This is a genomic window from Pedococcus sp. P2_F6, from assembly GCF_056403675.1.
This window is the reverse complement of record NZ_JBFUEZ010000001.1, coordinates 1,011,814-1,034,068: the sequence shown is the minus strand read 5'-3', so window position 1 is coordinate 1,034,068 and position 22,255 is coordinate 1,011,814. Positions and strand designations below refer to the sequence as shown.

The window sequence follows — 22,255 nt, the reverse complement described above, 5'->3', positions numbered from 1 at the left end:
ACCGATCTCGGGTCCCGGCAGTGGCAGCAACGGCGCCGTCGGCGGCCGGCTCGACGGCCTGACGAGTGCCTCGGCCGACTGGGGCGGGTTGTCCGTGCTCGTCGCCGGTCTCGGTGTCAGCGGCTTCGCCGCTGCCGACGCGCTGCACGAGCGCGGCGCGCGGGTGGTGGCCGTGGACGGTGGCGACCCCGCCGCCACCACGGCGTTGGGTGAGCGCGCGCGCATCCTCGACATCCTCGGGGTGGACGTGCGCCTCGGTCCGGACCACGTCGCGGACCTGCCGGACGGCCCGCTTCCCGACCTCGTCGTCACCTCACCAGGGTGGCGCCCGGACCAGCCGCTGCTCCTGGCAGCTGCGCAGGCCGGCATACCTGTCTGGGGCGAGGTGGAGCTCGCCTGGCGGATGCGTGCGGAGGTCGGCCCGGCACCCTGGCTGACCATCACCGGCACCAACGGCAAGACGACCACGGTCACCATGCTCGCGTCGATGCTCAGGGCGGCCGGGCTCCGCGCCACGGCTGCCGGCAACGTCGGCACGCCGATCCTCGAGGCGGTGCTGCACCCCGAGCCCTACGACGTGATCGCGGTGGAGCTTTCCAGCTTCCAGCTGCACTGGTCGGACTCGATCGCCCCCTACGCCTCGGTGTGCCTCAACGTCGCCCCGGACCACGTCGACTGGCACGGATCGATGGAGGAGTACCAGCGCGCCAAGGGCAAGGTCTACGCGCGGACCAAGGTCGCCTGCGTCTACAACGTGCAGGACCCCGTCACCGAGCGGCTCGTCGAGGACGCCGAGGTGCAGGAGGGCTGTCGCGCGATCGGCTTCACCCTCGGCACGCCGGGGCTGTCGATGGTCGGCGTCGTCGACGACATCCTCGCCGACCGGGCCTTCGTCGAGCAGCGCAAGACCTCGGCCGCAGAGCTGGCCACCCTCGACGACGTCCGCGGCAGCGCGGCGACCCTGGCCCCGCACAACCTGGCCAACGCCCTGGCGGCGGCGGCCCTGGCCCGGGCCTACGGCGTGGCCCCGCTGGCCGTCCGCGACGGGCTGAGGGCCTTCACCCCCGACCCGCACCGCATCGCCGACTGCGGCGAGGTCGACGGGGTCCGTTACGTCGACGACTCCAAGGCGACGAACCCCCACGCGGCGTCTGCGTCGTTGCACGCCTTCGAGCACGTCGTCTGGATCGCCGGCGGCCTGCTCAAGGGCGCCGACGTCGACGACCTCGTCCGCGAGGCGGCCGAGCGGCTGCGCGGCGTCGTCCTCATCGGCGCGGACCGCGCCCGGCTGGCCGAGGCGTTGGCCCGACACGCGCCGGATGTCCCCGTCGTCGAGGTGTCGAGCACGGACACTGGAGTCATGGAGACCGTCGTCGCGCGCGCGGCCGAGCTCGCCCAGCCCGGCGACGTCGTGCTGCTCGCCCCGGCAGCGGCCTCGATGGACATGTTCCCCAACTACGGTGCCCGAGGCGATGCCTTCGCTGCGGCGGTCGCACGCCACGCCGGGTCCGCAGGAGACTAGTCGTGAGCAGTGCCACGACCTCGCCCCCCGGGGCGCGGACCGCGTCGCACGCCTCCTCGAACCGCGCGTCCTCGACCCAGGGGGAGCCGGGCCGGGTCGGAGGCTGGCTGCAGCGACTCGACTCGCCGGTCACGAGCTACTACGTCCTGCTCAGCGTGACCGTGGTGCTGGTGGTCATCGGCCTCATCATGGTCCTGTCCGCCTCCTCGGTGAAGTCGCTGGTCCAGACCGACAACGCCACCCCCTACGTCTTCTTCCGCAAACAGCTGCAGTTCGCGGCCATGGGGGCGATCGCCATGATCGTCGCCGTGCGGATCCCACCACGGGCGTGGAAGGCGTTGGCGGTGCCGATCCTGGTCGGCTCGCTGCTGCTCCAGCTCCTCGTCTTCACGCCGCTGGGGGTTTCCGTCAACGGCAACCGCAACTGGCTGGCCCTGGGTCCGGTCACCCTGCAGCCGTCGGAGTTCGCCAAGATCGGGCTGATCCTCGTGGGGGCCACCGTCCTCACCGCCAAGCGCAGGCTGCTCGGCCAGATGCGGCACGTCCTCATCCCGTTCCTCGTCCCGGTCGCGGCGGGGACGATCGGCCTGGTCCTGCTCGGTCACGACCTCGGTACGGTCATGGTGATGGGCGGCATCGTCGCGGGACTGTTGTTCGCCGCGGGGGTGCCGCGCCGGATGTTCGTCTACGGCTGCTCCCTCTTCGCGGCCCTCGCCGTGACGATGGTCGTCACAAGCCCGAACCGGTTGGCCCGGTTCGACGTCTGGCTCGGCAAGGACACCAACGAGTACGGTGCCTACCGCCAGCCACTGCACGGCCGCTACGCCCTCGCCGACGGTGGCTGGTGGGGGGTCGGCCTCGGCGCCAGTCGCGAGAAGTGGCAGTGGCTGCCCGAGGCCCACAACGACTTCATCTTCGCCATCCTCGGTGAGGAGCTCGGGCTGCCGGGCACCCTGGTGCTGCTCGGGCTGTTCTGCGCCCTGGCGCTGGTCTGCTACCGGATCGTCCTGCGCACCGACGACACCTTCGTGCGCGTCGCGACCGCTGGCGTGATGGCATGGATCGTGGTCCAGGCCATCATCAACATCGGTGCAGTGATCGGGCTGCTCCCGGTGATCGGGGTGCCGCTCCCGCTCGTCTCCTACGGCGGGTCGTCACTGATGACCACCATGTTCGCCCTCGGGATGCTGCTGTCCTTTGCCCGCAAGGAACCGGGCTGTTCCGAGGCACTGTCGGCCAAACCGTCCGTGGTCCGCCGCTCGCTCGCGGTCCTGCCCGGGCGTCGGGGTCGGCGCTGATGTCCCCTGAGTCCACCCCCAGGTCGGTCCTGCTGGCCGGTGGCGGGACGGCTGGTCACGTCTCGCCCCTCCTGGCCCTCGCCGACTGCCTGCGCCGACGTGACCCCGAGGTCGTCATCACCGCTCTGGGCACGGAGACGGGCCTCGAGGCGCGGCTGGTACCCGACCGCGGGTACCCGTTGATGACCGTCCCCAAGGTGCCGCTGCCCCGCAGGCCTTCCGCTGACCTGCTCCGCCTCCCCGGCAACCTGCGCGCGGCGGTCGCGGCCGCCGAACGGGCCATCGAGCAGTCCGGTGCCCAGGTGGTCGTCGGCTTCGGTGGCTACGTCTCGACCCCCGCCTACCTCGCAGCCCGTCGCCGACACGTCCCGATCGTCGTGCACGAGCAGAACGCCCGCGCCGGTCTGGCCAACCGCGTCGGCGCCCGGATGACCCCTTTCGTGGCCACGACCTTCGCGAGCACGAAGCTCGCCCACGCGACCGCGATCGGCATGCCCCTGCGTCGCGAGATCGCCCAGCTCGACCGCGCCGCGGTGCGCCCGGAGGCTCTGGCCCACTTCGGGTTGGAACCACACTGGCCGACGGTGCTCGTCACCGGTGGCTCGCTCGGGGCGCAGCGGCTGAACACGACGTTCGAGGCGCGGTCGGCGACCCTGCGGGCGGCGGGCGTGCAGGTGCTGCACCTCACCGGTGCCGGCAAGGAGTTCGTCGCCGACAACAGCGGAACGGGCGCGCCCTACGTCGTCGCCCCCTATGCCGACCGGATGGACCTCGCCTATGCAGCGGCCGACCTGGTGGTCGCCCGCGCGGGCGCCAACACCGTCTGTGAGCTGACCGCCGTGGGGCTGCCGGCCGTCTACGTCCCGCTGCCCATCGGCAACGGCGAACAGCGGTTCAACGCCGCCGACGTGGTCGCCGCCGGTGGTGGCCTACTGGTCGAGGACGCTGCCTTCACACCCGCCTGGGTCGACAGCACCCTGGTGCCCCTGGTGTCGGACCGCGACCGGATCGACGCCATGGCCGCTGCCTCGGCAGCAACGGGGGAGCGCGGCGCCGACGAGCTCCTGGCTGACCTTGTGGTTGCTGCCTTCACGGATTCCCTTGCGCGGCAACGATGAACGGCTCCAACGAACGCTTCGACTTCACTGAGCCCGTGCCTCCTCTGGGCGACCTCGGCTCGATCCACTTCATCGCCATCGGTGGCGCTGGCATGTCCGGCGTGGCACGCGTGATGCTGGCCCGGGGGTGCGCGGTCAGCGGCTCCGACGCCAAGCAGTCCCCGGTGCTCGCCGCCCTCGCCGCGGAAGGCGCCGAGGTGCACGTCGGCCACGACGCGGCATACGTCGAGGGCAAGGACACCGTGGTCATCTCCTCGGCGATCCGCGAGTCCAACATCGAGCTGGCGGCCGCCCGCGCGGCGGGCCTGCGCGTGCTGCACCGCTCACAGGCCCTCGCGAGCACCATGGCCGACTCGCGGCGCGTGGCCGTCGCGGGGGCCAACGGCAAGACCACGACGACCTCGATGCTGACGGTCGCGCTCCAGCACTGTGGCGTCGACCCGTCCTTCGCGGCCGGCGGTGAGCTCGCCAAGCACGGCACCAACGCGCACTGGGGCACCGGCGAGGTGTTCGTCGCGGAGGCCGACGAGAGCGACGGTTCGTTCCTCGTCTATCGACCCGAGGTGGCGGTCGTCACCAACGTGCAGCCGGACCACCTCGACTTCTACGGAACCTTCGAGCGCGTGCAGGAGGCCTACACCGCGTTCGCGGCGTCGATCCTCGAGGGTGGACTGCTCGTCGCCTGCCAGGACGACCAGGGGTCCCGCGAGCTGGCGCTGGCAGCGCGAGCGGCAGGCAGGCGGGTGCTCACCTACGGATGGTCGAGCGAGGCCGACGTCGTCCTGCGCGACGAGGTGTTCCGCGGGCTGATGGGTCGGGTCACCGTCACCGGACCCGACGGCGTCGCGCGGAACCTGCGGATCAACATCCCCGGTCGCCACAACCTGCTCAACGCCGCTGCCGCCTACACCGTGGCCGTCGACGGCCTCGGCCAGGACCCCACCCGCGTGCTGGACGGGCTGTTCGGCTTCACCGGCACCCGGCGCCGGTTCGAGCCCAAGGGCTCGGCGGCCGGTGTCTCGGTGGTGGACGACTACGCCCACAACCCCGGCAAGGTCGCGGCCGTCGTGGGGACGGGCGCGGACCTGGCCGGCGAGGGGCGGCTCGTCGTCGTCTTCCAGCCCCACCTCTACTCGCGTACGCGTGACTTCGCCCGCGAGTTCGCGGCGGCGCTGCTGCCCGCTGACGTGGTCGTCCTCATGGAGATCTATGCCGCGCGGGAGGACCCCATGCCGGGCGTCTCGTCCCAGCTCGTCGCCGACGCGTTGCGTGAGCTGCGTCCGGACGCGGACGTCATCGTCATCCCGTCCTGGTCGGCCGTGGCCGAGCACGTGGCCGGTCTGGCCCGCGAGGGGGACCTCGTCATCACGGTGGGTGCCGGGGACGTGACGATGATCGGGCCCGAGATCCTGCGCGCCCTCGGCCAGGCATGAGCCGCCATCCCGGGTCCAGCGGTCGCGTGGGTCGCACGGGCCTCGCGTCGTCCCGTGCGCGGTTCCAGCGCCGGGCCCACGAGGTGCGCCAGCGCCCCCTCCGGCTGCTCGGGTATGCCGCCGCCGGCCTCGCGGTCGTGGTGCTCCTCGGGTGGGTGGTCGGGTTCAGCCCGGTCCTCGCCGTCCGCACCGTCGAGGTGGTCGGGGTCCCCGACGCGGAGGTCGCAGCCATCAGGGCCATGGCCAGGGTGCCGCTGGGGGAGCCCTTGGCGCGGGTCGACAGTGCCGCCGTGGCCGCCCGGGTGGCCGAGCGGGCCACCGTGGCGGACGTCTCGATCGAGCGGTCCTGGCCCAGCACGCTGGTCATCCACGCGAGCCCGCGGCAACCGTTCCTCGTCGTCAAGAACCCTCAAGGTCAACTACAGGTTGTAGATGAGACAGGGATGGCCTATGCCCAGGTCAGCACCCCTCCGCGGGGCGTCCCGACCGTCAACGCCGCGACGACAGCCGCCCTGTCCCGGGATGCCCTCGCCGCTGCGGTCAGCGTCCTGAAGGCCCTCCCCGCGGCGACGCAGAAGCGGGTCACCAACATCACCGTCAGCAGCGCGAACCTCGTCACGCTGAGGATCGGCCGGACCTCCGTGGTCTGGGGCGGAGTCGACGAGCCGGAGCGCAAGGTGGCGATCATGACCGCGCTGCTCAGGTCGCGGCCGGCCCTGATCGATGTCAGCGCTCCCAGCACGCCTGTCACCCGCTGAGGGCGACACCCGCAGCTCGTGACAGACTGTGGCCTGTGGGGCTGAAGTGACGGGTGTGACAGACCGTCCGACGACCCTGCGGAAATCTGCTGAATCGGGTGAATCTGTGCTGCGACACGCGGTCGATCAGGTTGCCTGCGACCCATGTGACGCATAGCGTCGGCGACACCGAAACGTAGGCATCTGGACGCGGATGAGGGTAACCCTCAACTTGACGTCGAGGGACAGGCGATCGGTCGACGGGCACCACCACGGACTCGTCTGCACCCAGCGACGACCATCACCAAGCACCGCATTCAGGAAGGCCCACCGCCGTGGCAGCACCACAGAACTACCTGGCCGTCATCAAGGTCGTCGGCATCGGCGGAGGTGGCGTCAACGCCATCAACCGCATGATCGAGGTCGGCCTCAAGGGCGTCGAATTCATCGCCATCAACACTGATGCGCAGGCGCTGCTGATGAGCGACGCGGACGTCAAGCTCGATGTCGGTCGTGAGCTCACCCGCGGCCTCGGTGCCGGCGCGGACCCCGAGGTCGGCAAGAAGGCCGCCGAGGACCACGCCGAGGAGATCGAGGAGGTGCTCAAGGGCGCCGACATGGTCTTCGTCACGGCAGGTGAGGGTGGTGGCACCGGCACCGGTGGTGCACCGGTGGTCGCCAAGATCGCCAGGGGGCTCGGCGCCCTGACGATCGGTGTGGTGACGCGTCCGTTCACCTTCGAGGGACGTCGTCGCGCCAACCAGGCGGAGACCGGCATCGCCAACCTGCGCGAAGAGGTCGACACCCTCATCGTCATCCCCAACGACCGGCTGCTGTCGATCAGCGACCGCACGGTCAGCATGCTCGACGCGTTCCGCTCGGCCGACCAGGTGCTGCTGTCCGGCGTCCAGGGCATCACCGACCTCATCACGACACCCGGACTGATCAACCTCGACTTCGCCGACGTCAAGTCCGTCATGCAGGGTGCCGGTTCGGCCCTCATGGGCATCGGCTCCTCGCGCGGCGACGACCGGGCCGTCCAGGCCGCTGAGCTCGCCATCTCCAGCCCGCTGCTCGAGGCCAGCATCGACGGCGCCCACGGTGTGCTCCTGTCCATCCAGGGTGGCAGCGACCTCGGTCTCTTCGAGATCAACGAGGCAGCGCGACTGGTGCAGGAAGCGGCCCACCCCGAGGCCAACATCATCTTCGGCGCGGTCATCGACGACGCCCTCGGCGACGAGGTGCGGGTCACCGTGATCGCCGCAGGCTTTGACGGCGGCGCCCCCCTCAAGCGCGAGAACGACCGCGCGATCGGACAGATCCAGGGTTCGTCGCGCCCGGCCCAGCAGCCGGCGACCCCTGCGCCCGTCCCGCAGGCCGCTGCCCCGGTCGCCGAGACGCCCAGGTTCGAGCCCGTCGCAGCCCCCGTGTCGCGCGACGCCCCCGTGCAGACGTCGCAGGCAACGCCGGTCGAGCCCGCGGCGCAGCGCGAGCCCGCTGGCCGCCCGCCGCGGACCGTCACCTTCGACGAGGGCGACGACCTGGACGTGCCCGACTTCCTGAAGTGACGACACGCTGAGACCACGCCGACAGGGGCGCCGGACGACTCCGGCGCCTCTGTCGTAGGTTGGGGCGGTGTTCTACTGGCGCGCGCACTCCGGTCCCGTGCAATGGGCCTTCACCGACCGCGAGGGTGGCGTCAGCGGCGGCGACTTCGACTCGCTCAATCTGGGCGGCCACGTTGGGGACGAGGTCGAGGCTGTCGAGGAGAACCGTGCTCGGGTCGCGAAATCCTTTGGGGTGCAACGTGATCGCCTGTTGTTCATGCAACAGTGCCACGGGAACGACGTCATCGTCGTCGACCGGGAGTGGGGCTCGGAGGGACCGCCTCCGGCGGACGGTGTCGTCACCGCCACCCCGGGGTTGGCCATCGCGGTGCTCGTGGCCGACTGCACCCCGGTGCTGCTGGCCGACCCGGTCGCCGGCGTCGTGGGCGCCGTGCATGCCGGTCGGCCGGGGATGATGTCCCGCATCGTCGAGTCCGCGGTGCGGCAGATGCGCGACCTCGGTGCCCGTGACATCAGCGCCGTGGTCGGGCCGTCGGTCTGCGGCCGGTGTTACGAGGTCCCCGCGGGGATGCGCGCCGCGGCCGCGGAGGTCGCACCCGAGTCGTCCGCACGGTCGTGGTCAGGCACGCCCGCCATCGATGTCGCCGCAGGGGTGGTCGCCCAGCTGGTGGCCAATGACGTCGGGGTGCAGTGGGTCCCGGGGTGTGCCCGTGAGGACGCACGGCTGTTCTCCTACCGCCGCGACGGGCGCACCGGTCGCTTCGCGGGGGTCGTCGTGGCCGGGGTGCCGTGAGCAGCGGCGAGGCGCGTCGCGCCGAGCTCGCCGACAACCTCGCCCGGGTACGCGAGCGCATCGATGCGGCGTGCGCCCGGACCGGACGGGACCCGTCGGACGTCGCGCTGGTCGCCGTGACCAAGTTCTTCCCCGCCAGCGACATCGAGCTCCTCGTGGAGCTGGGCGTCACGGCGATCGGGGAGAACCGCGACCAGGAGGCCTCGGCCAAGGTGTCCCAGCTGGCCCGGCGGCACGACGTGGAGGTCCACTTCATCGGTCAGCTGCAGACCAACAAGGCAGCGTCGGTCGTGTCCTATGCCGACGTGGTGCAGTCGGTCGACCGCCCCAAGCTCGTCGCCGCCCTCGATCGCGCGGCAGCCGCCCGTGGTGTCCGTCCCGCCGTCCTGGTCCAGGTCTCCCTCGACGACCCACCCGACAGGGGAGGGGTCGAGCCGCAGGCTGCCGAGGCGCTGGCCGACCAGGTGGCCGGCTGCGACCACCTCGACCTGCGTGGCGTGATGGCGGTCGCGCCGCTCGGGGCCGACCCCGCGCACGCGTTCGCCCGCCTGCGCGCGGTGGCACACGGCATACAACAGGCGCATCCGCAGGCGACCTGGATCTCCGCGGGGATGAGTGGAGACCTCGAGGCTGCGGTGGCGCACGGAGCGACACACCTGCGTGTCGGGAGCGCAATCCTCGGTTCTCGGCAGTCACACCGGTAACTTCTGTTGCGAAGACGGCGATGACGCGGGCAAGGCGTGGTCGTGAACGGACAGTAGGCACTGAACCCAAAGGGAGCTCGCACATGGCTGGGGCGCTGCGCAAGACGATGGTGTACCTCGGGCTCGCCGAGGATGACGAGCGCTACGACGGTTACGACGAGTACGACTACGACGAGCCCGGCCACCAGGAGGCCCCGGCGGAGCGTTCGGCCGCCGTCACCCCGCTGCCGCAGCGCACCCCCGTCGCCCGGGTCGTCCGCGACGTCGAGGTGGGTGCGCTGAACCGCATCACCACGATCCACCCGCGCACCTACAACGAGGCCAAGAACATCGGCGAGAGCTTCCGCGACGGCACGCCGGTCATCATGAACCTGTCCGACATGGACGACTCCGACGCCAAGCGCCTGGTCGACTTCGCGGCCGGACTGGTCTTCGGACTCCACGGGCAGATCGAGCGGGTCACCTCCAAGGTGTTCCTGCTGTCGCCGTCACACGTCGAGGTCTCGGCGGAGGAGGGCCCCGCGGCCCCCACGGCGGCCCGCGGCCTGTTCAACCAGAGCTGACCCACACAGCCAACACCAAACCTCCCATGGCAGGGTGAGCCCATGCTGCTGGGTCAGAACATCGTCGCGAGCACCCTTCGCTTCGTCGTCTTCCTCTTCTTCATCATCCTGCTGGGACGGCTGGTCCTGGACTGGGTGCAGGCCTTCGCACGCGACTGGCGTCCCCGCGGCGCGATCCTCGTCGTGGCGGAGCTCGTGTACACGATCACCGACCCGCCCCTGAAGGCGCTGCGCAAGATCATCCCCCCGCTGACGCTGGGCACCCTGCGCCTCGACCTGGCGTTCCTGGTCCTGATGCTGCTGACCAGCCTGGCGTTGAGCCTGTTGTAGTCGCCCACTTTCCGACGAGCCACATCCTGGTCCGCGCCGCATCCTCTAGGCTGGCGCGTGACCCATTCTCTGGGATGCTTTACCTGCACTGCTCATGCCAGCCAACCGAGGTGACTACATGACGCTCACGCCTGAGGACGTCCTCAACAAGAACTTCACGCCGACGCAGTTTCGGCGTGGCTACGACGAACGCGAGGTGGACGACTTCCTCGACGAGGTGGTCGCCGAGATGCGTCGCATCGTCAAGGAGGGGGATGACCTCCGTGACCAGCTGAACGAGTGCCGGCAGACCAAGGGTATGCCGGTCGTCGCCAAGGCCGACCCCAACGCCGCCGCTGCCAAGGCAGCGGATGCCAAGGCCGCCCAGGAGGCGGAGGCGAAGGCCACCCGCGAGGCCGAGGAGCGCCTGGCGGCCATCACGGCCAAGGCCGACGAGGCAGAGAAGGCAGCCCAGGAGCGGGTGGCTGCAGCCATGGCCCGCGCCGAGGAGGCCGAGAAGACGGCGCAGGCCCGCGCCGAGGAGGCCGAGCAGGCCGCCCAGGGTCGCATCTCGGACACCGAGAAGGGTGCCCAGGAGCGCGCGCAGGCCGTCGAGGCCCGCGCCAAGGAAGCGGAGCAGCGGGCCGCCGAGGCTGAGCAGCGGGCTGCCGAGGCCCAGCAGCAGGTCGAGGAGGCCCAGCGCCAGGCCGAGGAGGCCCAGCGCCAGGCCGAGGAGCTCCAGCGCGCCAACGACGAGCAGACCAAGGCCCTCGAGGCCGCCCGGGTCGAGGCGGCGCAGGCGACGCAGGCAGCCCAGGCGGCGCCCATCGTTGCTGCGGAACAGGGCCACGCCGCGGCCGTGGGTGCCGGGGTCGGTGGTGGCGCCAGCGCTGCCGCCCTGCTCGAGATGGCTCAGCGACTGCACGACGAGCACGTCGGCCAGGGCGAGTCCACCAGGGACCGCTTGATCTCGGAGGCACAGGCACGGCACGACGAGCTCATCGGCGACGGCCAGAGCAAGCACGACGAGCTGATCACGGTCGGCCAGAACAAGCACGACGAGCTGCTGTCCGTGGGTCAGTCCCGCCACGACGAGCTCCTGGCCACGGCGCAGTCCCGGCACGACGAGCTCGTCGGCGAGGCGACGACCAAGCACGAGCAGTTGATCACGGAGGCCCGTGAGCGCTCGACCGGCATGGTCCACGAGGCGCAGCAGAAGAAGGCGCAGATCCTCGAGGAGCTCGGTCGCGAGCGCAGCATGCTCGAGAAGAAGATCGACGAGCTGCGGACCTTCGAGCGCGACTACCGCGCACGGCTCAAGAACTACATCGAGGAGCAGCTCGCCGACCTCGAGCAGATCGGTGTGGAGCCTGCCGAGGCCGGCGACGACGAGGGCCAGACGCAGGACGAGGACGGCTCCGACAACCGGTAGGAGGCCTACCTCCGGCTACAGGCAGCAGTGCACGACAAGAGCGCCCACCGCATCGCGGTGGGCGCTCTCTCGCGTTCTGGGAGCCCCGCGGTCCAACGGTTTTGGCTCCGACCGCGTTTTGCCGTTGAGTACGCAGCGCCAAGCGCTTATCCTCACCGCACCTGTGCGCGCTCGACTGGGAGCGCCATGCGACCGAGGGGCCTGGCACACCATGGTTCAAAAGGCGAGAGCTGCAACGAAGTCCGCATCAGCGAGCAAGGCTTCCAGCGCGACCAAGACCGCCCCCGCGAAGAAGGCCGCGCCGGCCAAGAAGGCCGCGCCCGCCAAGAAGGCCGCGCCCGCGAAGAAGGCCGCGCCGGCCAAGAAGGCCGCGCCCGCGAAGAAGGCCGCGCCCGCGAAGGAGGCCGCGCCCGCGAAGAAGGCCGCGCCCGCGAAGAAGGCCGCGCCCGCGAAGAAGGCCGCGCCCGCGAAGAAGGCCGCGCCCGCGAAGAAGGCCGCGCCCGCCAAGAAGGCCGCGCCCGCCAAGAAGGCCGCACCCGCCAAGAAGACGAGCGCGGCACCTGTCAAGAAGGCCGCACCCGCAAAGAAGGCCGCACCCGCCAAGAAGACGAGCGCGGCACCGGTCAAGAAGACCAGCGCCGCCACCAGGACCGCCCCCCGGTCCCTGCGGGTCCGTGACGACGAGTCTCCGTGGACGGCGAAGGAGCTGCGCGAGATCCGCACCGCGATCGAGGCCGACGTCGCGCACCTGCGCCAGGAGATCACCGTCGCCGAGGCCGATCTGGTCGGGCTGATGCGGGACGCCGGCGACGGCGCCGGGGACGACCAGGCTGATGCAGGAGCCAAGACCTTCGAGCGCGAGCAGGAGATCTCGCTGGCCAACAACGCCCGCGAGATGCTCGACCAGAACCTCCACGCCATCGAGCGGCTCGACAACGGCAGCTACGGAATCTGCGAGTCCTGCGGCAACCCGATCGGCAAACTTCGCCTTCAGGCCGCTCCTCGTGCGACCCTATGCGTGACATGCAAGACGAAGCAGGAGCGCCGCTGATCGCGGCCGACGAGTCCCCCTCCACCACCAGACCCGCACCAGAGCGCCGACGCCTCTTCGGCCTGATGGCCGCAGCGGCCCTCACGGCCTACCTCGCCGACCAGGCGACGAAGGCGTGGGCCCTGGACCACCTCGACCCGGGCGCACCCGTCAACGTCGTCGGGGAGTTCATCCGGCTCAACCTGATCCGCAACGCCGGCGCCGCGTTCTCCATCGGGAACGGCGCCACCTGGGTGCTCACCCTGATCGCGTTCGCCGTGCTGGTCGTCATCATCCGCACGGCCCGCCGGATCGGGAGCCGCGGCTGGGCCTGGGCGCTGGGGCTGCTGCTGGGCGGGTCCCTCGGCAACCTCACCGACCGGATGGTTCGCGAGCCCGGTCCCGGACGCGGACACGTCGTGGACTTCATCGACTACTTCGGCCTGTTCATCGGCAACATCGCCGACATCGCCATCGTCGGCGCCGCCGCAGCCATCGGGCTGCTGGCCCTGCGCGGTATCGGTGTCGACGGCAAACGCCCCCACCACGGACGACATGAGGCCGCAGATGACTGACGCCAGAACCCTTTTCGTCCCGGACGGGCTCGAGGGGGAGCGTGTCGACGCTGCCCTGGCCCGGCTGTTCGGGGTCTCGCGCACCAAGGCCGCCGACCTCGCCTCCGCGGGTGACGTCCAGGTCAACCACAAGCAGGCCGGGAAGTCCGACCGCGTCAGCGCGGGCGACCTGCTCGAGGTGACCCTGCCGGCCAGCGAGCAGAGCCCGACGCTCAAGGTGATCGCCGAGCCGGTACCCGGGATGAGCATCATCCACGATGACGACGACCTGGTCGTGGTCGACAAGCCCGTGGGGGTGGCGGCCCACCCGAGCGTGGGCTGGACCGGCCCGACGGTCGTCGGCGGCCTGGCGGCGGCCGGCTACCGCATCGCCACCAGCGGGGCGAGCGAGCGGCAGGGGATCGTCTCGCGCCTCGATGTCGGCACGAGCGGGCTGATGGTGGTGGCCAAGTCCGAGTACGCCTACAGCGTCCTCAAGCAGGCCTTCCGCAGCCGCAGCGTCGACAAGAAGTACCACGCCCTCGTCCAGGGCCTGCCCGACCCGGTCGTCGGCACGATCGACGCACCGATCGGCCGACACCCGAACCACGACTACAAGTTCGCGGTGATGGAGAAGGGCAAGCCCAGCGTCACCCACTACGAGGTGATCGAGGCATTCCGGGCCGCCTCGCTCCTCGACATCCACCTCGAGACCGGCCGCACCCACCAGATCAGGGTGCATTTCTCCGCGCTGCACCACCCCTGCGCGGGCGACCTCACCTACGGCGCCGATCCCACCCTGGCGTCCCGCCTCGGTCTCGAGCGGCAGTGGCTGCACGCCGTGGGGCTCGGCTTCGACCACCCCGGAACCGGCAAGTACGTCACCTACGAGAGCCCCTACCCGCCTGACCTGGCCCAGGCGCTCGAGCGTCTCTGAGCCGCCCCTGCGGGCGCTGACGTATGCCGCGGGGCCGGCTCGGCGGCATACCTGAGCGTGGTGGGGGAGGCGTCGGGAACCCGCCGCGACACGGGGTCCCGACACGCCGAGGGGCAGTCGGTGGGGAGGCTTAGGATCGTCTCGATGTCCTCCCAGCCCGGCTCCCGCGCCTCTTCCACCACCTCGAGCGGCAACGACTCGTTCGTCCACCTCCACGTGCACACCGAGTACTCCATGCTCGATGGCGCGGCGCGGATCGGTGACCTGTTCACCAAGGCCGCGGAGATGGAGATGCCGGCCCTGGCCACGACGGACCACGGGTACGTCTTCGGGGCCTACGAGTTCTGGAAGAAGGCCCAGGGAACGGGCGTCAAGCCGATCATCGGGGTGGAGGCCTACGTCACGCCGGGCACCCACCGCACCGACAAGACGAGGGTCAAGTGGGGCGAGGACCACCAGGGCGGCGACGACGTCTCCGGGTCGGGTGCCTACACCCACATGACGCTGCTGGCCCGCAACAACAACGGCCTGCACAACCTCTTCCGGCTCGACTCCCAGGCCAGCCTCGACCAGGTCTACGCCAAGTGGCCGCGCATCGACCGCGAGCTGCTGGGCCAGTACGGCCAGGGGCTCATCGCGACGACCGGGTGTCCGTCGGGCGAGGTGCAGACCCGCCTTCGCCTCGGCCAGTACCGCGAGGCGCTGCAGGCGGCGTCTGACTTCCGCGACATCTTCGGCAAGGACTACTACTTCGCCGAGCTGATGGACCACGGCCTCGACATCGAGCGGCGGGTGCAGAAGGACCTGTTGCGCCTGGCCCGCGAGCTCGGTCTGCCCCTGGTCGCGACCAACGACCTGCACTACACGACGCGCGAGGACGCCAAGGCGCACTCCGCCCTGCTCTGCGTCCAGTCCGGCTCGACCCTGATGGACCCCAACCGGTTCAAGTTCGACGCCGACGACTTCTACCTCAAGAGCCCGGCCGAGATGCGCCACACCTGGCGCGAGCTGCCCGAGGCGTGCGACAACACCCTGCTCATCGCAGAGATGTGCGACATCTCGTTCACCGAGGACGAGGGCCGCTACATGCCCCGTTTCCCTTGCCCCCCAGGGGAGAACGAGGAGTCGTGGTTCATCAAGGAGGTCCAGCGAGGGCTGGTCGAGCGGTTCCCGGGCGGGGTCCCCGACTACGCCACCAAGCAGGCCGCTTTCGAGACCGACGTCATCGTCTCCAAGGGCTATGCCGGCTACTTCCTCGTCGTCGCCGACTTCATCAACTGGGCCAAGGAGAACGGCATCCGGGTCGGTCCCGGTCGTGGCTCGGGTGCGGGGTCGATGTGCGCGTACGCCATGAAGATCACCGACCTCGACCCGATCCCGCACGGCCTGATCTTCGAGCGGTTCCTCAACCCCGAGCGACCCTCGCTGCCTGACTTCGACGTCGACTTCGACGAGCGCCGACGCGGTGAGGTCATCAAGTACGTGACGGACAAGTACGGCGCCGACCGCGTCGCCCAGATCGTCACCTACGGCACCATCAAGGCCAAGCAGGCCGTCAAGGACGCCGCCCGGGTGATGGGCCACCCGTTCGTCGTGGGGGAGCAGCTCACCAAGGCGATGCCGCCCGACGTCATGGGCAAGGGCGTGCCACTGGCCGAGATCTACAACAAGGAGCACAAGCGCTACAACGAGGGCGGCGACTTCCGCACGCTCGTCGAGACCGAGCCGCACTTCAAGGAGATCGTCGACACCGCGCTCGGCCTTGAGGGGCTCAAGCGGCAGTGGGGGGTGCACGCCGCCGGCGTGATCATGTCGAGCGAGCCGCTCATCGACGTCATCCCGATCATGCGGCGGCTGCAAGACGGCCAGGTCATCACCCAGTTCGACTACCCGAGCTGTGAGGCGCTCGGGCTGGTCAAGATGGACTTCCTCGGCCTGCGCAACCTCACCATCCTCGACGACGCCATCGACAACGTGGTGGCCAACCGTGGCGAGGAGATCGACCTCGACGCGCTGTCCAAGGACATGACCGACAAGGCCACGTTCGACCTGCTGGCGCGCGGCGACACCCTCGGGGTCTTCCAGCTCGACGGCGGCGGCATGCGCACGCTGCTCAAGCTGATGCAGCCAGACAACTTCGAGGACATCTCCGCGGCCCTCGCGCTCTACCGACCCGGTCCGATGGGGGTCAACGCCCACACCAACTTCGCCCTGCGCAAGAACGGCAAGCAGGAGCTGACGCCGCTCGACCCCCAGCTGGCGGGCAAGCTCCAGCAGGAGATGGTCGACGCCCTCCTCCCGATCCTCGGCACCACCTACGGCCTGGTGATCTACCAGGAGCAGGTCATGGAGATCGCCCAGAAGCTGGCCGGCTACACCCTCGGCAACGCCGACCTGCTGCGTCGCGCGATGGGCAAGAAGAAGAAGGAAGTCCTCGACGCGGAGTACGTCCCGTTCTCCCAGGGCATGAAGGCCAAGGGGTTCAACGAGGCCTCGATCGCGGCACTGTGGGGCGTCCTCGTGCCGTTCTCGGACTACGCGTTCAACAAGGCGCACACCGCCGCCTACGGCCTGGTGTCCTACTGGACCGGGTACCTCAAGGCCAACTACCCGGCCGAGTACATGGCTGCCCTGCTGACCAGCGTGGGCGACGACAAGGACAAGTCCGCCCTTTACCTCGGTGAGTGCCGCCGGATGGGCATCAAGGTGCTGCCCCCGGACGTCAACGACTCGGTGGCTCGCTTTGCCGCGGTCGGCACCGACATCCGCTTCGGCATGCAGGCGATCCGCAACGTCGGCCACAACGTCGTCGAGGCGATCGTGGCCGCGCGCGAGGAGAAGGGCGCCTTCACCTCGTTCAAGGACTTCCTGTCCAAGTGCCCGGCCGTGGTCTGCAACAAGCGCACCATCGAGTCGCTGATCAAGGCCGGCGCCTTCGACGGGCTGCAGGAGTCACGCCAAGGGCTCTACCGCGTGCACGAGGACTTCGTGGACAACTTCGTCGACATCAAGCGCCAGGAGGCGATCGGCCAGGACTCGCTGTTCGGGTCCTTCGGCGACGATGCAGCAGGGGAGTCCGTCGACTTCTCCGTGCTACCCACCATTCCCAGCGTCGAGTGGGACAAGAAGACCCTCCTGCAGTTCGAGCGCGAGATGCTGGGTCTCTACGTGTCCGACCACCCGCTGTTCGGCATCGAGCACGTGCTCAGCTCCCATGCCGACACCTCCATCGCGAGCCTGATGGGGGAGGACGGCAAGCCCGAGGGAGCCAACGTCACGATCGCCGGGCTGATCACCGGCCTGCAGGTCAAGCGCACCAAGAAGGGCGACCTCTGGGCGATCGTCACGGTCGAGGACCTCGAGGGCGCGATCGAGTGCCTCTTCTTCCCGAGCGCCTACCTCACGGTCCAGCATGCGCTCACCCACGACGCCGTCGTCGTCGTCAAGGGCCGGGTGAACCGGCGCGACGACACCCCGACCATCTTCGCGTCCGACCTGACGCTGCCCGACATCTCAGAGGGGCCGCGGGGCCCAGTCGTGGTCACCATCGACACCAACCGGGCGACCCAGACCAAGGTCGAGGAGCTGAAGTCGGTGCTGTCGTCGCACCCCGGCTCCACCGAGGTCCACGTCCGACTGAGCCAACCCGGTCGCTCGGTCCTGATGAAGCTCGAGGACTCCTACCGGGTCAACGCCACGGAGGCGCTCTTCGGCGACCTCAAGGTGATCCTCGGCCCGCGCTGCCTGGCCGGCTGAGGCCACCACGTAGGGTGCGAGCGTGACCACGCCTGAGGCAACCCCACCAACCACCGCGCCCATGGTGAGTGGGACGCCTGTGCCGACGGGACCCGCCCCGGCCCCCCCTCGGGCGGAGCAGCGCGAGAGCACGCGGGAACACCACGGTGACGTCGTCGTCGACCCCTACGAGTGGCTGCGTGACAAGGAGGACCCGGCGGTGCGCGCGCACCTCGAGGCGGAGAACGCCTACGCCGAGGCGGTGACCGCCGACCTGCAGCCACTGCGCGACGCGATCTTCGAGGAGATCCGCTCCCGCACCCAGGAGACCGACCTCTCGGTCCCGGTCGCGAGCGGCCCCTGGTGGTACTACTCCCGCAGCTTCGAGGGCTCGCAGTACACCGTCGAGTGCCGCGCCCCGAGGGTCGAGGGCGCGCCGCGACCGATGCCCGAGCCCGGCTCCGAGGTCGAGGGCGAACAGATCCTGCTCGACGCGAACGCCGAGGCGGCGGGGCACGACTTCTTCGCACTCGGGGCGCTCACGGTGAGCCCGGACCACCAGCGCCTCGCGTATGCCGTGGACACCGAGGGCGACGAGCGGTTCGCCTTGCGGGTCAAGGACCTTCGCACGGGCGACGTCATCGACACTGCGGTCGACGAGGTGGGTTACGGGTGTGTGTTCTCGCTCGACGGCCAGCACCTCTTCTACACGCGGGTCGACGAGACCTGGCGCCCCCACCAGGTCTGGCGACACGAGGTCGGTACTCCCACGGCCGCTGACGTCCTCGTCCACCATGAGGAGGACGAACGCTTCTGGATGGGCGTCGGGTCCTCCCGGGACGACCGCTGGCTGATGATCGGCCTGGGTTCGAAGACGACGTCGGAGGTCCGGATCCTCGACGCAGCCGACCCGACGGGCGAGTTCCGCGTCGTCGCGCCCCGGTGCGAGGGTGTCGAGTACGACGTGGAGCCCGCAGGAGACCGCCTGCTGATCGTGCACAACGCGGACTCGATCGACTCCGACCTGGCCTGGGCCCCGCTCGATGCCACCTCGGCCGACCAGTGGCAGACCCTGATGCGGGCCGAGCGGGGGGAGCGGTTCCAGGGCATCGACGCCTTCGACGACGTGGCAGTGCTGTCGCTGCGCAGGGACGGGCTGACCGCCCTGCGGGTCCTCGACCGCGACCCGGCTCAGGCGTCGGGCTTCGCCGGGCACCACGACCTGCAGTTCGACGAGCCGGTCTACTCGGTCGGGCTCGGCGACAACCCCGAGAGCGCCTCGACGAGGCTGCAGGTCGTCTTCGAGTCGATGGTGACGCCCAAGACGGTCTACGACTACGACGTCGTCAGCCGAGAGTTCGAGCTGCTCAAGCGACAGCCAGTACTCGGCGACTACGACCCGACGCAGTACGAGCAGCGGCGCGAGTGGGCGACCGCGGCGGACGGCACCAAGGTGCCGCTGTCGCTGGTCTACCCCGCCGGCACCCGACCCGACGGAGCCCACCCGGGGCTGCTCACGGCCTACGGCTCGTACGAGATCTCGTCCGACCCCTACTTCTCGGTGGCCCGGCTGTCGCTGCTCGAACGCGGCTTCGTCTATGCCATCGCGCACGTTCGCGGGGGTGGCGAGCTCGGACGGGCGTGGTACGACGAAGGAAAGCTCGCGACCAAGAAGAACACCTTCACCGACTTCGTCAGCTGTGCTGAGCACCTCGTCGAGAGCGGCTGGGTGGCACCGGATCGACTGGTGGCAGAAGGCGGTTCGGCTGGTGGCCTGCTCATCGGTGCAGCGGTGAACCTTGCGCCCGCTCGCTTCCGTGCCGTGCACGCCGCCGTCCCTTTCGTCGACGCCCTCACCACGATCCTCGACCCCTCGCTGCCGCTGACGGTGGTGGAGTGGGAGGAGTGGGGCAACCCGCTGGCCGACCCCGAGGTCTACGGCTACATGAAGTCCTACTCGCCGTACGAGAACGTGCAGCACGCGGCATACCCGGCGGTCCTCGCCACCACGTCGCTCAACGACACGCGGGTGTTCTTCACAGAACCGGCGAAGTGGGTTGCCCGCCTGAGGGAAGCCACGACGAGTGACCCAGCCCAGCGCCCCGTGCTGCTGCGCACCGAGATGGTCGCGGGCCACGGGGGCAAGAGTGGGCGCTATGACGCGTGGCGGCAGGTGGCCTGGGAGTGGGCTTTCCTCATCGACCAGGTGGACGCCGTGACGAGGAACTCCCGATTCAGTCTGAAATGACCGTGTCTCAGCACCGGTGGGGGCCCTACCCTTTCGGATAGAGCGATCCAGGTCGGACAGAGGCGGAATGCGTGGGTGAGGGCCGAACGCGGGAGGCGCGTCGTCTTGCTGCCCACAGCGACTGGGCCGCCACGCCTCTCGGGGCTCGGTCGCTGTGGCCACCGCAGCTCGAGGCCGCCTGGGAGATCGCCCTGGAGTGTCCGCTGCCGGTGGCGCTGCTGTGTGGAGCCGACCTCACCATGCTCTACAACGACGCCTTCCGCGACCTCTTGGGCAGCAAGCACCCGTCGGCGTTCGGACAGTCTGCGCGCACGGTGGTCGCGGAGATCTGGGACGACCCCAGGGTGGGTCCGCTGCTGGAGCGCACCTTTGCCGAGGGCGAGTCGTTCCTCGACGAGGGCAGCGAGCTGCGGCTGGACCGCGGGCGAGGGTCGGTTGCCGGCCACGGCACCGGGTCCCAGGGTGGGTCCCGAGACGGGTCCCAGGAGGGGCCGGACGACGGGACCGACGTCGGCTACTTCCTGCGGAGCGGGTCGCCGGTCCTGGCCGAGGACGGGAGCGTGCTGGCGGTCCTGCACGTCATCGTCGAGACCACCAGTGCCATCGGGCGGGCGCGCGCCGTCGCGAAGCTCGCCGCCCAGCTCGCTGTCGCAGTCACCGTGGACGACGTGTGCAAGGTGGTCCTGCGCCAGGCGATGGTGGCCTTCGACGGGCTGTCCGTCTCGATCTGCCTGCCGTCGCCGGGGCCGGCCTCGTGGCGGATGGCGCGACGCCACCGGATCGAGCAGCTCTCGCCCGACGAGGAGCGCTTGCCGCTGATCTGGTCCGAGCTCGGGGAGGACATGTCGGCGACCATCGCCCAGGCGATCGCGCGCGGCGAGCCCTACCTGTCCGACAACGGCGAGATCGTGGCCGTGCCGACCAAGGCGGGCGGAAGGGACTCGGCGCTCGTCATCCAGCGCGAGGCCGCTCCCGTGCCGCACGACGTCATGGCGGTGCTCGCGCCTTTCCGTGAGCTCGTGGGGGATGCCCTGGGTCGGGCCGTCGTCTATGACGCCGAGCGCACCACGGCAGAGCTCCTCCAACGCACGCTGCTGCCCCCCAACCTGCCGCAGTCCGACGCGATCAGCATCGCCGCTCGCTACGAGCCGGTGTCGGAGGGGACGGTGGCCGGCGGAGACTTCTACGACTCGTTCTTCCTCCCGGATGGCCGGCTGGCCGTGGTCATCGGAGACGTCGTCGGGCGGGGCGTCATGGCAGCCACGGTCATGGGCCAGGTGCGCGCCGCCGTGCGGGGCGCGGCCCTGACCAACAGCGAGCCGGCCTCGGTCATGAACGCCCTCGACCGTGTCGTCTGGGACCTGGACGCCCTGTGGCCGGCGTCGATGCCGCTCGGCTCGCCCCGGGCCAGACCGGGGATGGCCTTCGGTGGCGAGCTGTTCGTGACGATGCTCTACGGCACGGTCGACCCCGAGACGGGCGACGTCGTGCTGGCCAGCGCAGGCCACCCGCTCCCGGCACTGCTCTTCGGCCATGCCTCCCGCGAGGAGGGTCAGTCGCGGGCGATGCTGTTGACGGTGCCCGTCGGTCCGCCGCTGGGGATCGAAGGGGTACGGCCGGCACACCACCTCACCCTCGGCGTCGGCGACATGCTGGTCTGCTTCACGGACGGCCTTCTCGAGCGGCGCGGTGAGGCCTTCGACGAGGGCGAGGCCCGGCTGCTGGAGGTGTTGTCCGACATGCCGCCCGGCAGCCCGCGCAGTGTGGCGCAGCACGTCATGGACTCGATGCTGCAGACGTCCGGCCAGGAGGATGACTGCGCAGTGCTTGCCGTCGGCCGCTCACCGGCGGGGCACCGGCGGGCCGCGATCGTCGTCCCACCCATGCCGGAGTCCGTGCGTGCCGCTCGGGACTGGGCGCGCGAGCAGCTGACCGACTGGAACGTCGGCGACGGGGACCAGCACACCGTCGTCACCGGGATCTCCGAGCTCATCACCAACGCCGTCCTGCATGCCGGGACCGAGTCACACCTCACCATGGACCTCGACACCGGGATCCTGGCCGTGACCGTCGCCGACAGTGGCAACAGGGGCGAGCCGCTGTTGACCGGCGCGGAGCCCATGGCAGTCCGCGGCCGGGGCCTGTCGCTCGTGCGCGCCATCGCCGACGCCTTCGGAGCCCACCGGACCTCGGCCGGATCCACCGTCTGGTTCGAGGTGGCCGTCGAGCTGGTGGGGGCGCAGTCCACCGCCCAGGGTTGGGCCGGCTGATCCG

General features: G+C 70.2%; 17 protein-coding genes. All 17 read left to right on the top strand.

Translation table 11 applies throughout. The features are described from left to right. Positions 1 to 4: 4 nt before the first annotated feature. Complete coding sequence (gene murD / locus AC1DWP_RS04895; protein WP_477613438.1) at positions 5 to 1,522, top strand: UDP-N-acetylmuramoyl-L-alanine--D-glutamate ligase; 1,518 nt, start codon at positions 5 to 7, stop codon at positions 1,520 to 1,522. 2 nt (positions 1,523 to 1,524) lie between these two features. Continuing rightward, a complete protein-coding gene (gene ftsW, locus AC1DWP_RS04890) occupies positions 1,525 to 2,820 on the top strand; it encodes a putative lipid II flippase FtsW (RefSeq protein ID WP_477613310.1) in 1,296 nt (431 codons plus the stop codon). Continuing rightward, positions 2,820 to 3,938 carry an undecaprenyldiphospho-muramoylpentapeptide beta-N-acetylglucosaminyltransferase gene (murG, locus tag AC1DWP_RS04885; RefSeq protein ID WP_477613309.1) on the top strand — a complete coding sequence of 373 codons (1,119 nt, stop codon included), beginning with the start codon at positions 2,820 to 2,822 and terminating at the stop codon, positions 3,936 to 3,938. The genes ftsW and murG overlap by 1 nt, the downstream gene beginning before the upstream one ends. After that, the gene (gene murC / locus AC1DWP_RS04880) at positions 3,935 to 5,371 is read left to right on the top strand and encodes a UDP-N-acetylmuramate--L-alanine ligase (protein ID WP_477613308.1); all 1,437 of its coding nucleotides are present in this window, start codon (positions 3,935 to 3,937) and stop codon (positions 5,369 to 5,371) included. The genes murG and murC overlap by 4 nt, the downstream gene beginning before the upstream one ends. Beyond that, positions 5,368 to 6,129 (top strand): FtsQ-type POTRA domain-containing protein, encoded by a 762-nt coding sequence (locus tag AC1DWP_RS04875; RefSeq protein ID WP_477613307.1) that lies wholly within the window; start codon positions 5,368 to 5,370, stop codon positions 6,127 to 6,129. The genes murC and AC1DWP_RS04875 overlap by 4 nt, the downstream gene beginning before the upstream one ends. A gap of 314 nt (positions 6,130 to 6,443) precedes the next feature. Further along, a complete protein-coding gene (ftsZ, locus tag AC1DWP_RS04870; RefSeq protein ID WP_477613306.1) occupies positions 6,444 to 7,676 on the top strand; it encodes a cell division protein FtsZ in 1,233 nt (410 codons plus the stop codon). Positions 7,677 to 7,743: 67 nt separating this feature from the next. Beyond that, a complete protein-coding gene (pgeF, locus tag AC1DWP_RS04865; RefSeq protein ID WP_477613305.1) occupies positions 7,744 to 8,469 on the top strand; it encodes a peptidoglycan editing factor PgeF in 726 nt (241 codons plus the stop codon). Next, a complete protein-coding gene (locus AC1DWP_RS04860; RefSeq protein ID WP_477613304.1) occupies positions 8,466 to 9,173 on the top strand; it encodes a YggS family pyridoxal phosphate-dependent enzyme in 708 nt (235 codons plus the stop codon). The genes pgeF and AC1DWP_RS04860 overlap by 4 nt, the downstream gene beginning before the upstream one ends. A gap of 83 nt (positions 9,174 to 9,256) precedes the next feature. Next, positions 9,257 to 9,736, top strand: coding sequence for a cell division protein SepF (locus AC1DWP_RS04855; protein WP_477613303.1), 480 nt, complete (start codon positions 9,257 to 9,259; stop codon positions 9,734 to 9,736). 42 nt (positions 9,737 to 9,778) lie between these two features. Further along, complete coding sequence (locus tag AC1DWP_RS04850) at positions 9,779 to 10,066, top strand: YggT family protein (RefSeq protein WP_477613302.1); 288 nt, start codon at positions 9,779 to 9,781, stop codon at positions 10,064 to 10,066. Positions 10,067 to 10,184: 118 nt separating this feature from the next. Continuing rightward, on the top strand, positions 10,185 to 11,477 hold the full coding sequence (locus AC1DWP_RS04845) for a DivIVA domain-containing protein (protein ID WP_477613301.1): 1,293 nt from the start codon (positions 10,185 to 10,187) through the stop codon (positions 11,475 to 11,477). A 211-nt stretch (positions 11,478 to 11,688) separates the two neighbouring features. Then, positions 11,689 to 12,528 (top strand): TraR/DksA family transcriptional regulator, encoded by an 840-nt coding sequence (locus tag AC1DWP_RS04840; protein WP_477613300.1) that lies wholly within the window; start codon positions 11,689 to 11,691, stop codon positions 12,526 to 12,528. After that, on the top strand, positions 12,501 to 13,082 hold the full coding sequence (lspA, locus tag AC1DWP_RS04835) for a signal peptidase II (RefSeq protein WP_477613299.1): 582 nt from the start codon (positions 12,501 to 12,503) through the stop codon (positions 13,080 to 13,082). Before AC1DWP_RS04840 ends, lspA begins: the two co-directional genes overlap by 28 nt. Beyond that, positions 13,075 to 13,998 carry an RluA family pseudouridine synthase gene (locus AC1DWP_RS04830; RefSeq protein ID WP_477613298.1) on the top strand — a complete coding sequence of 308 codons (924 nt, stop codon included), beginning with the start codon at positions 13,075 to 13,077 and terminating at the stop codon, positions 13,996 to 13,998. Before lspA ends, AC1DWP_RS04830 begins: the two co-directional genes overlap by 8 nt. Before the next feature lie 144 nt (positions 13,999 to 14,142). Next, a complete protein-coding gene (gene dnaE, locus AC1DWP_RS04825; protein ID WP_477613297.1) occupies positions 14,143 to 17,754 on the top strand; it encodes a DNA polymerase III subunit alpha in 3,612 nt (1,203 codons plus the stop codon). 61 nt (positions 17,755 to 17,815) lie between these two features. Further along, a complete protein-coding gene (locus AC1DWP_RS04820; protein WP_477613437.1) occupies positions 17,816 to 19,981 on the top strand; it encodes a S9 family peptidase in 2,166 nt (721 codons plus the stop codon). A gap of 71 nt (positions 19,982 to 20,052) precedes the next feature. Continuing rightward, a complete protein-coding gene (locus AC1DWP_RS04815; RefSeq protein WP_477613296.1) occupies positions 20,053 to 22,251 on the top strand; it encodes an ATP-binding SpoIIE family protein phosphatase in 2,199 nt (732 codons plus the stop codon). The last annotated feature ends 4 nt before the right edge of the window (positions 22,252 to 22,255 follow it).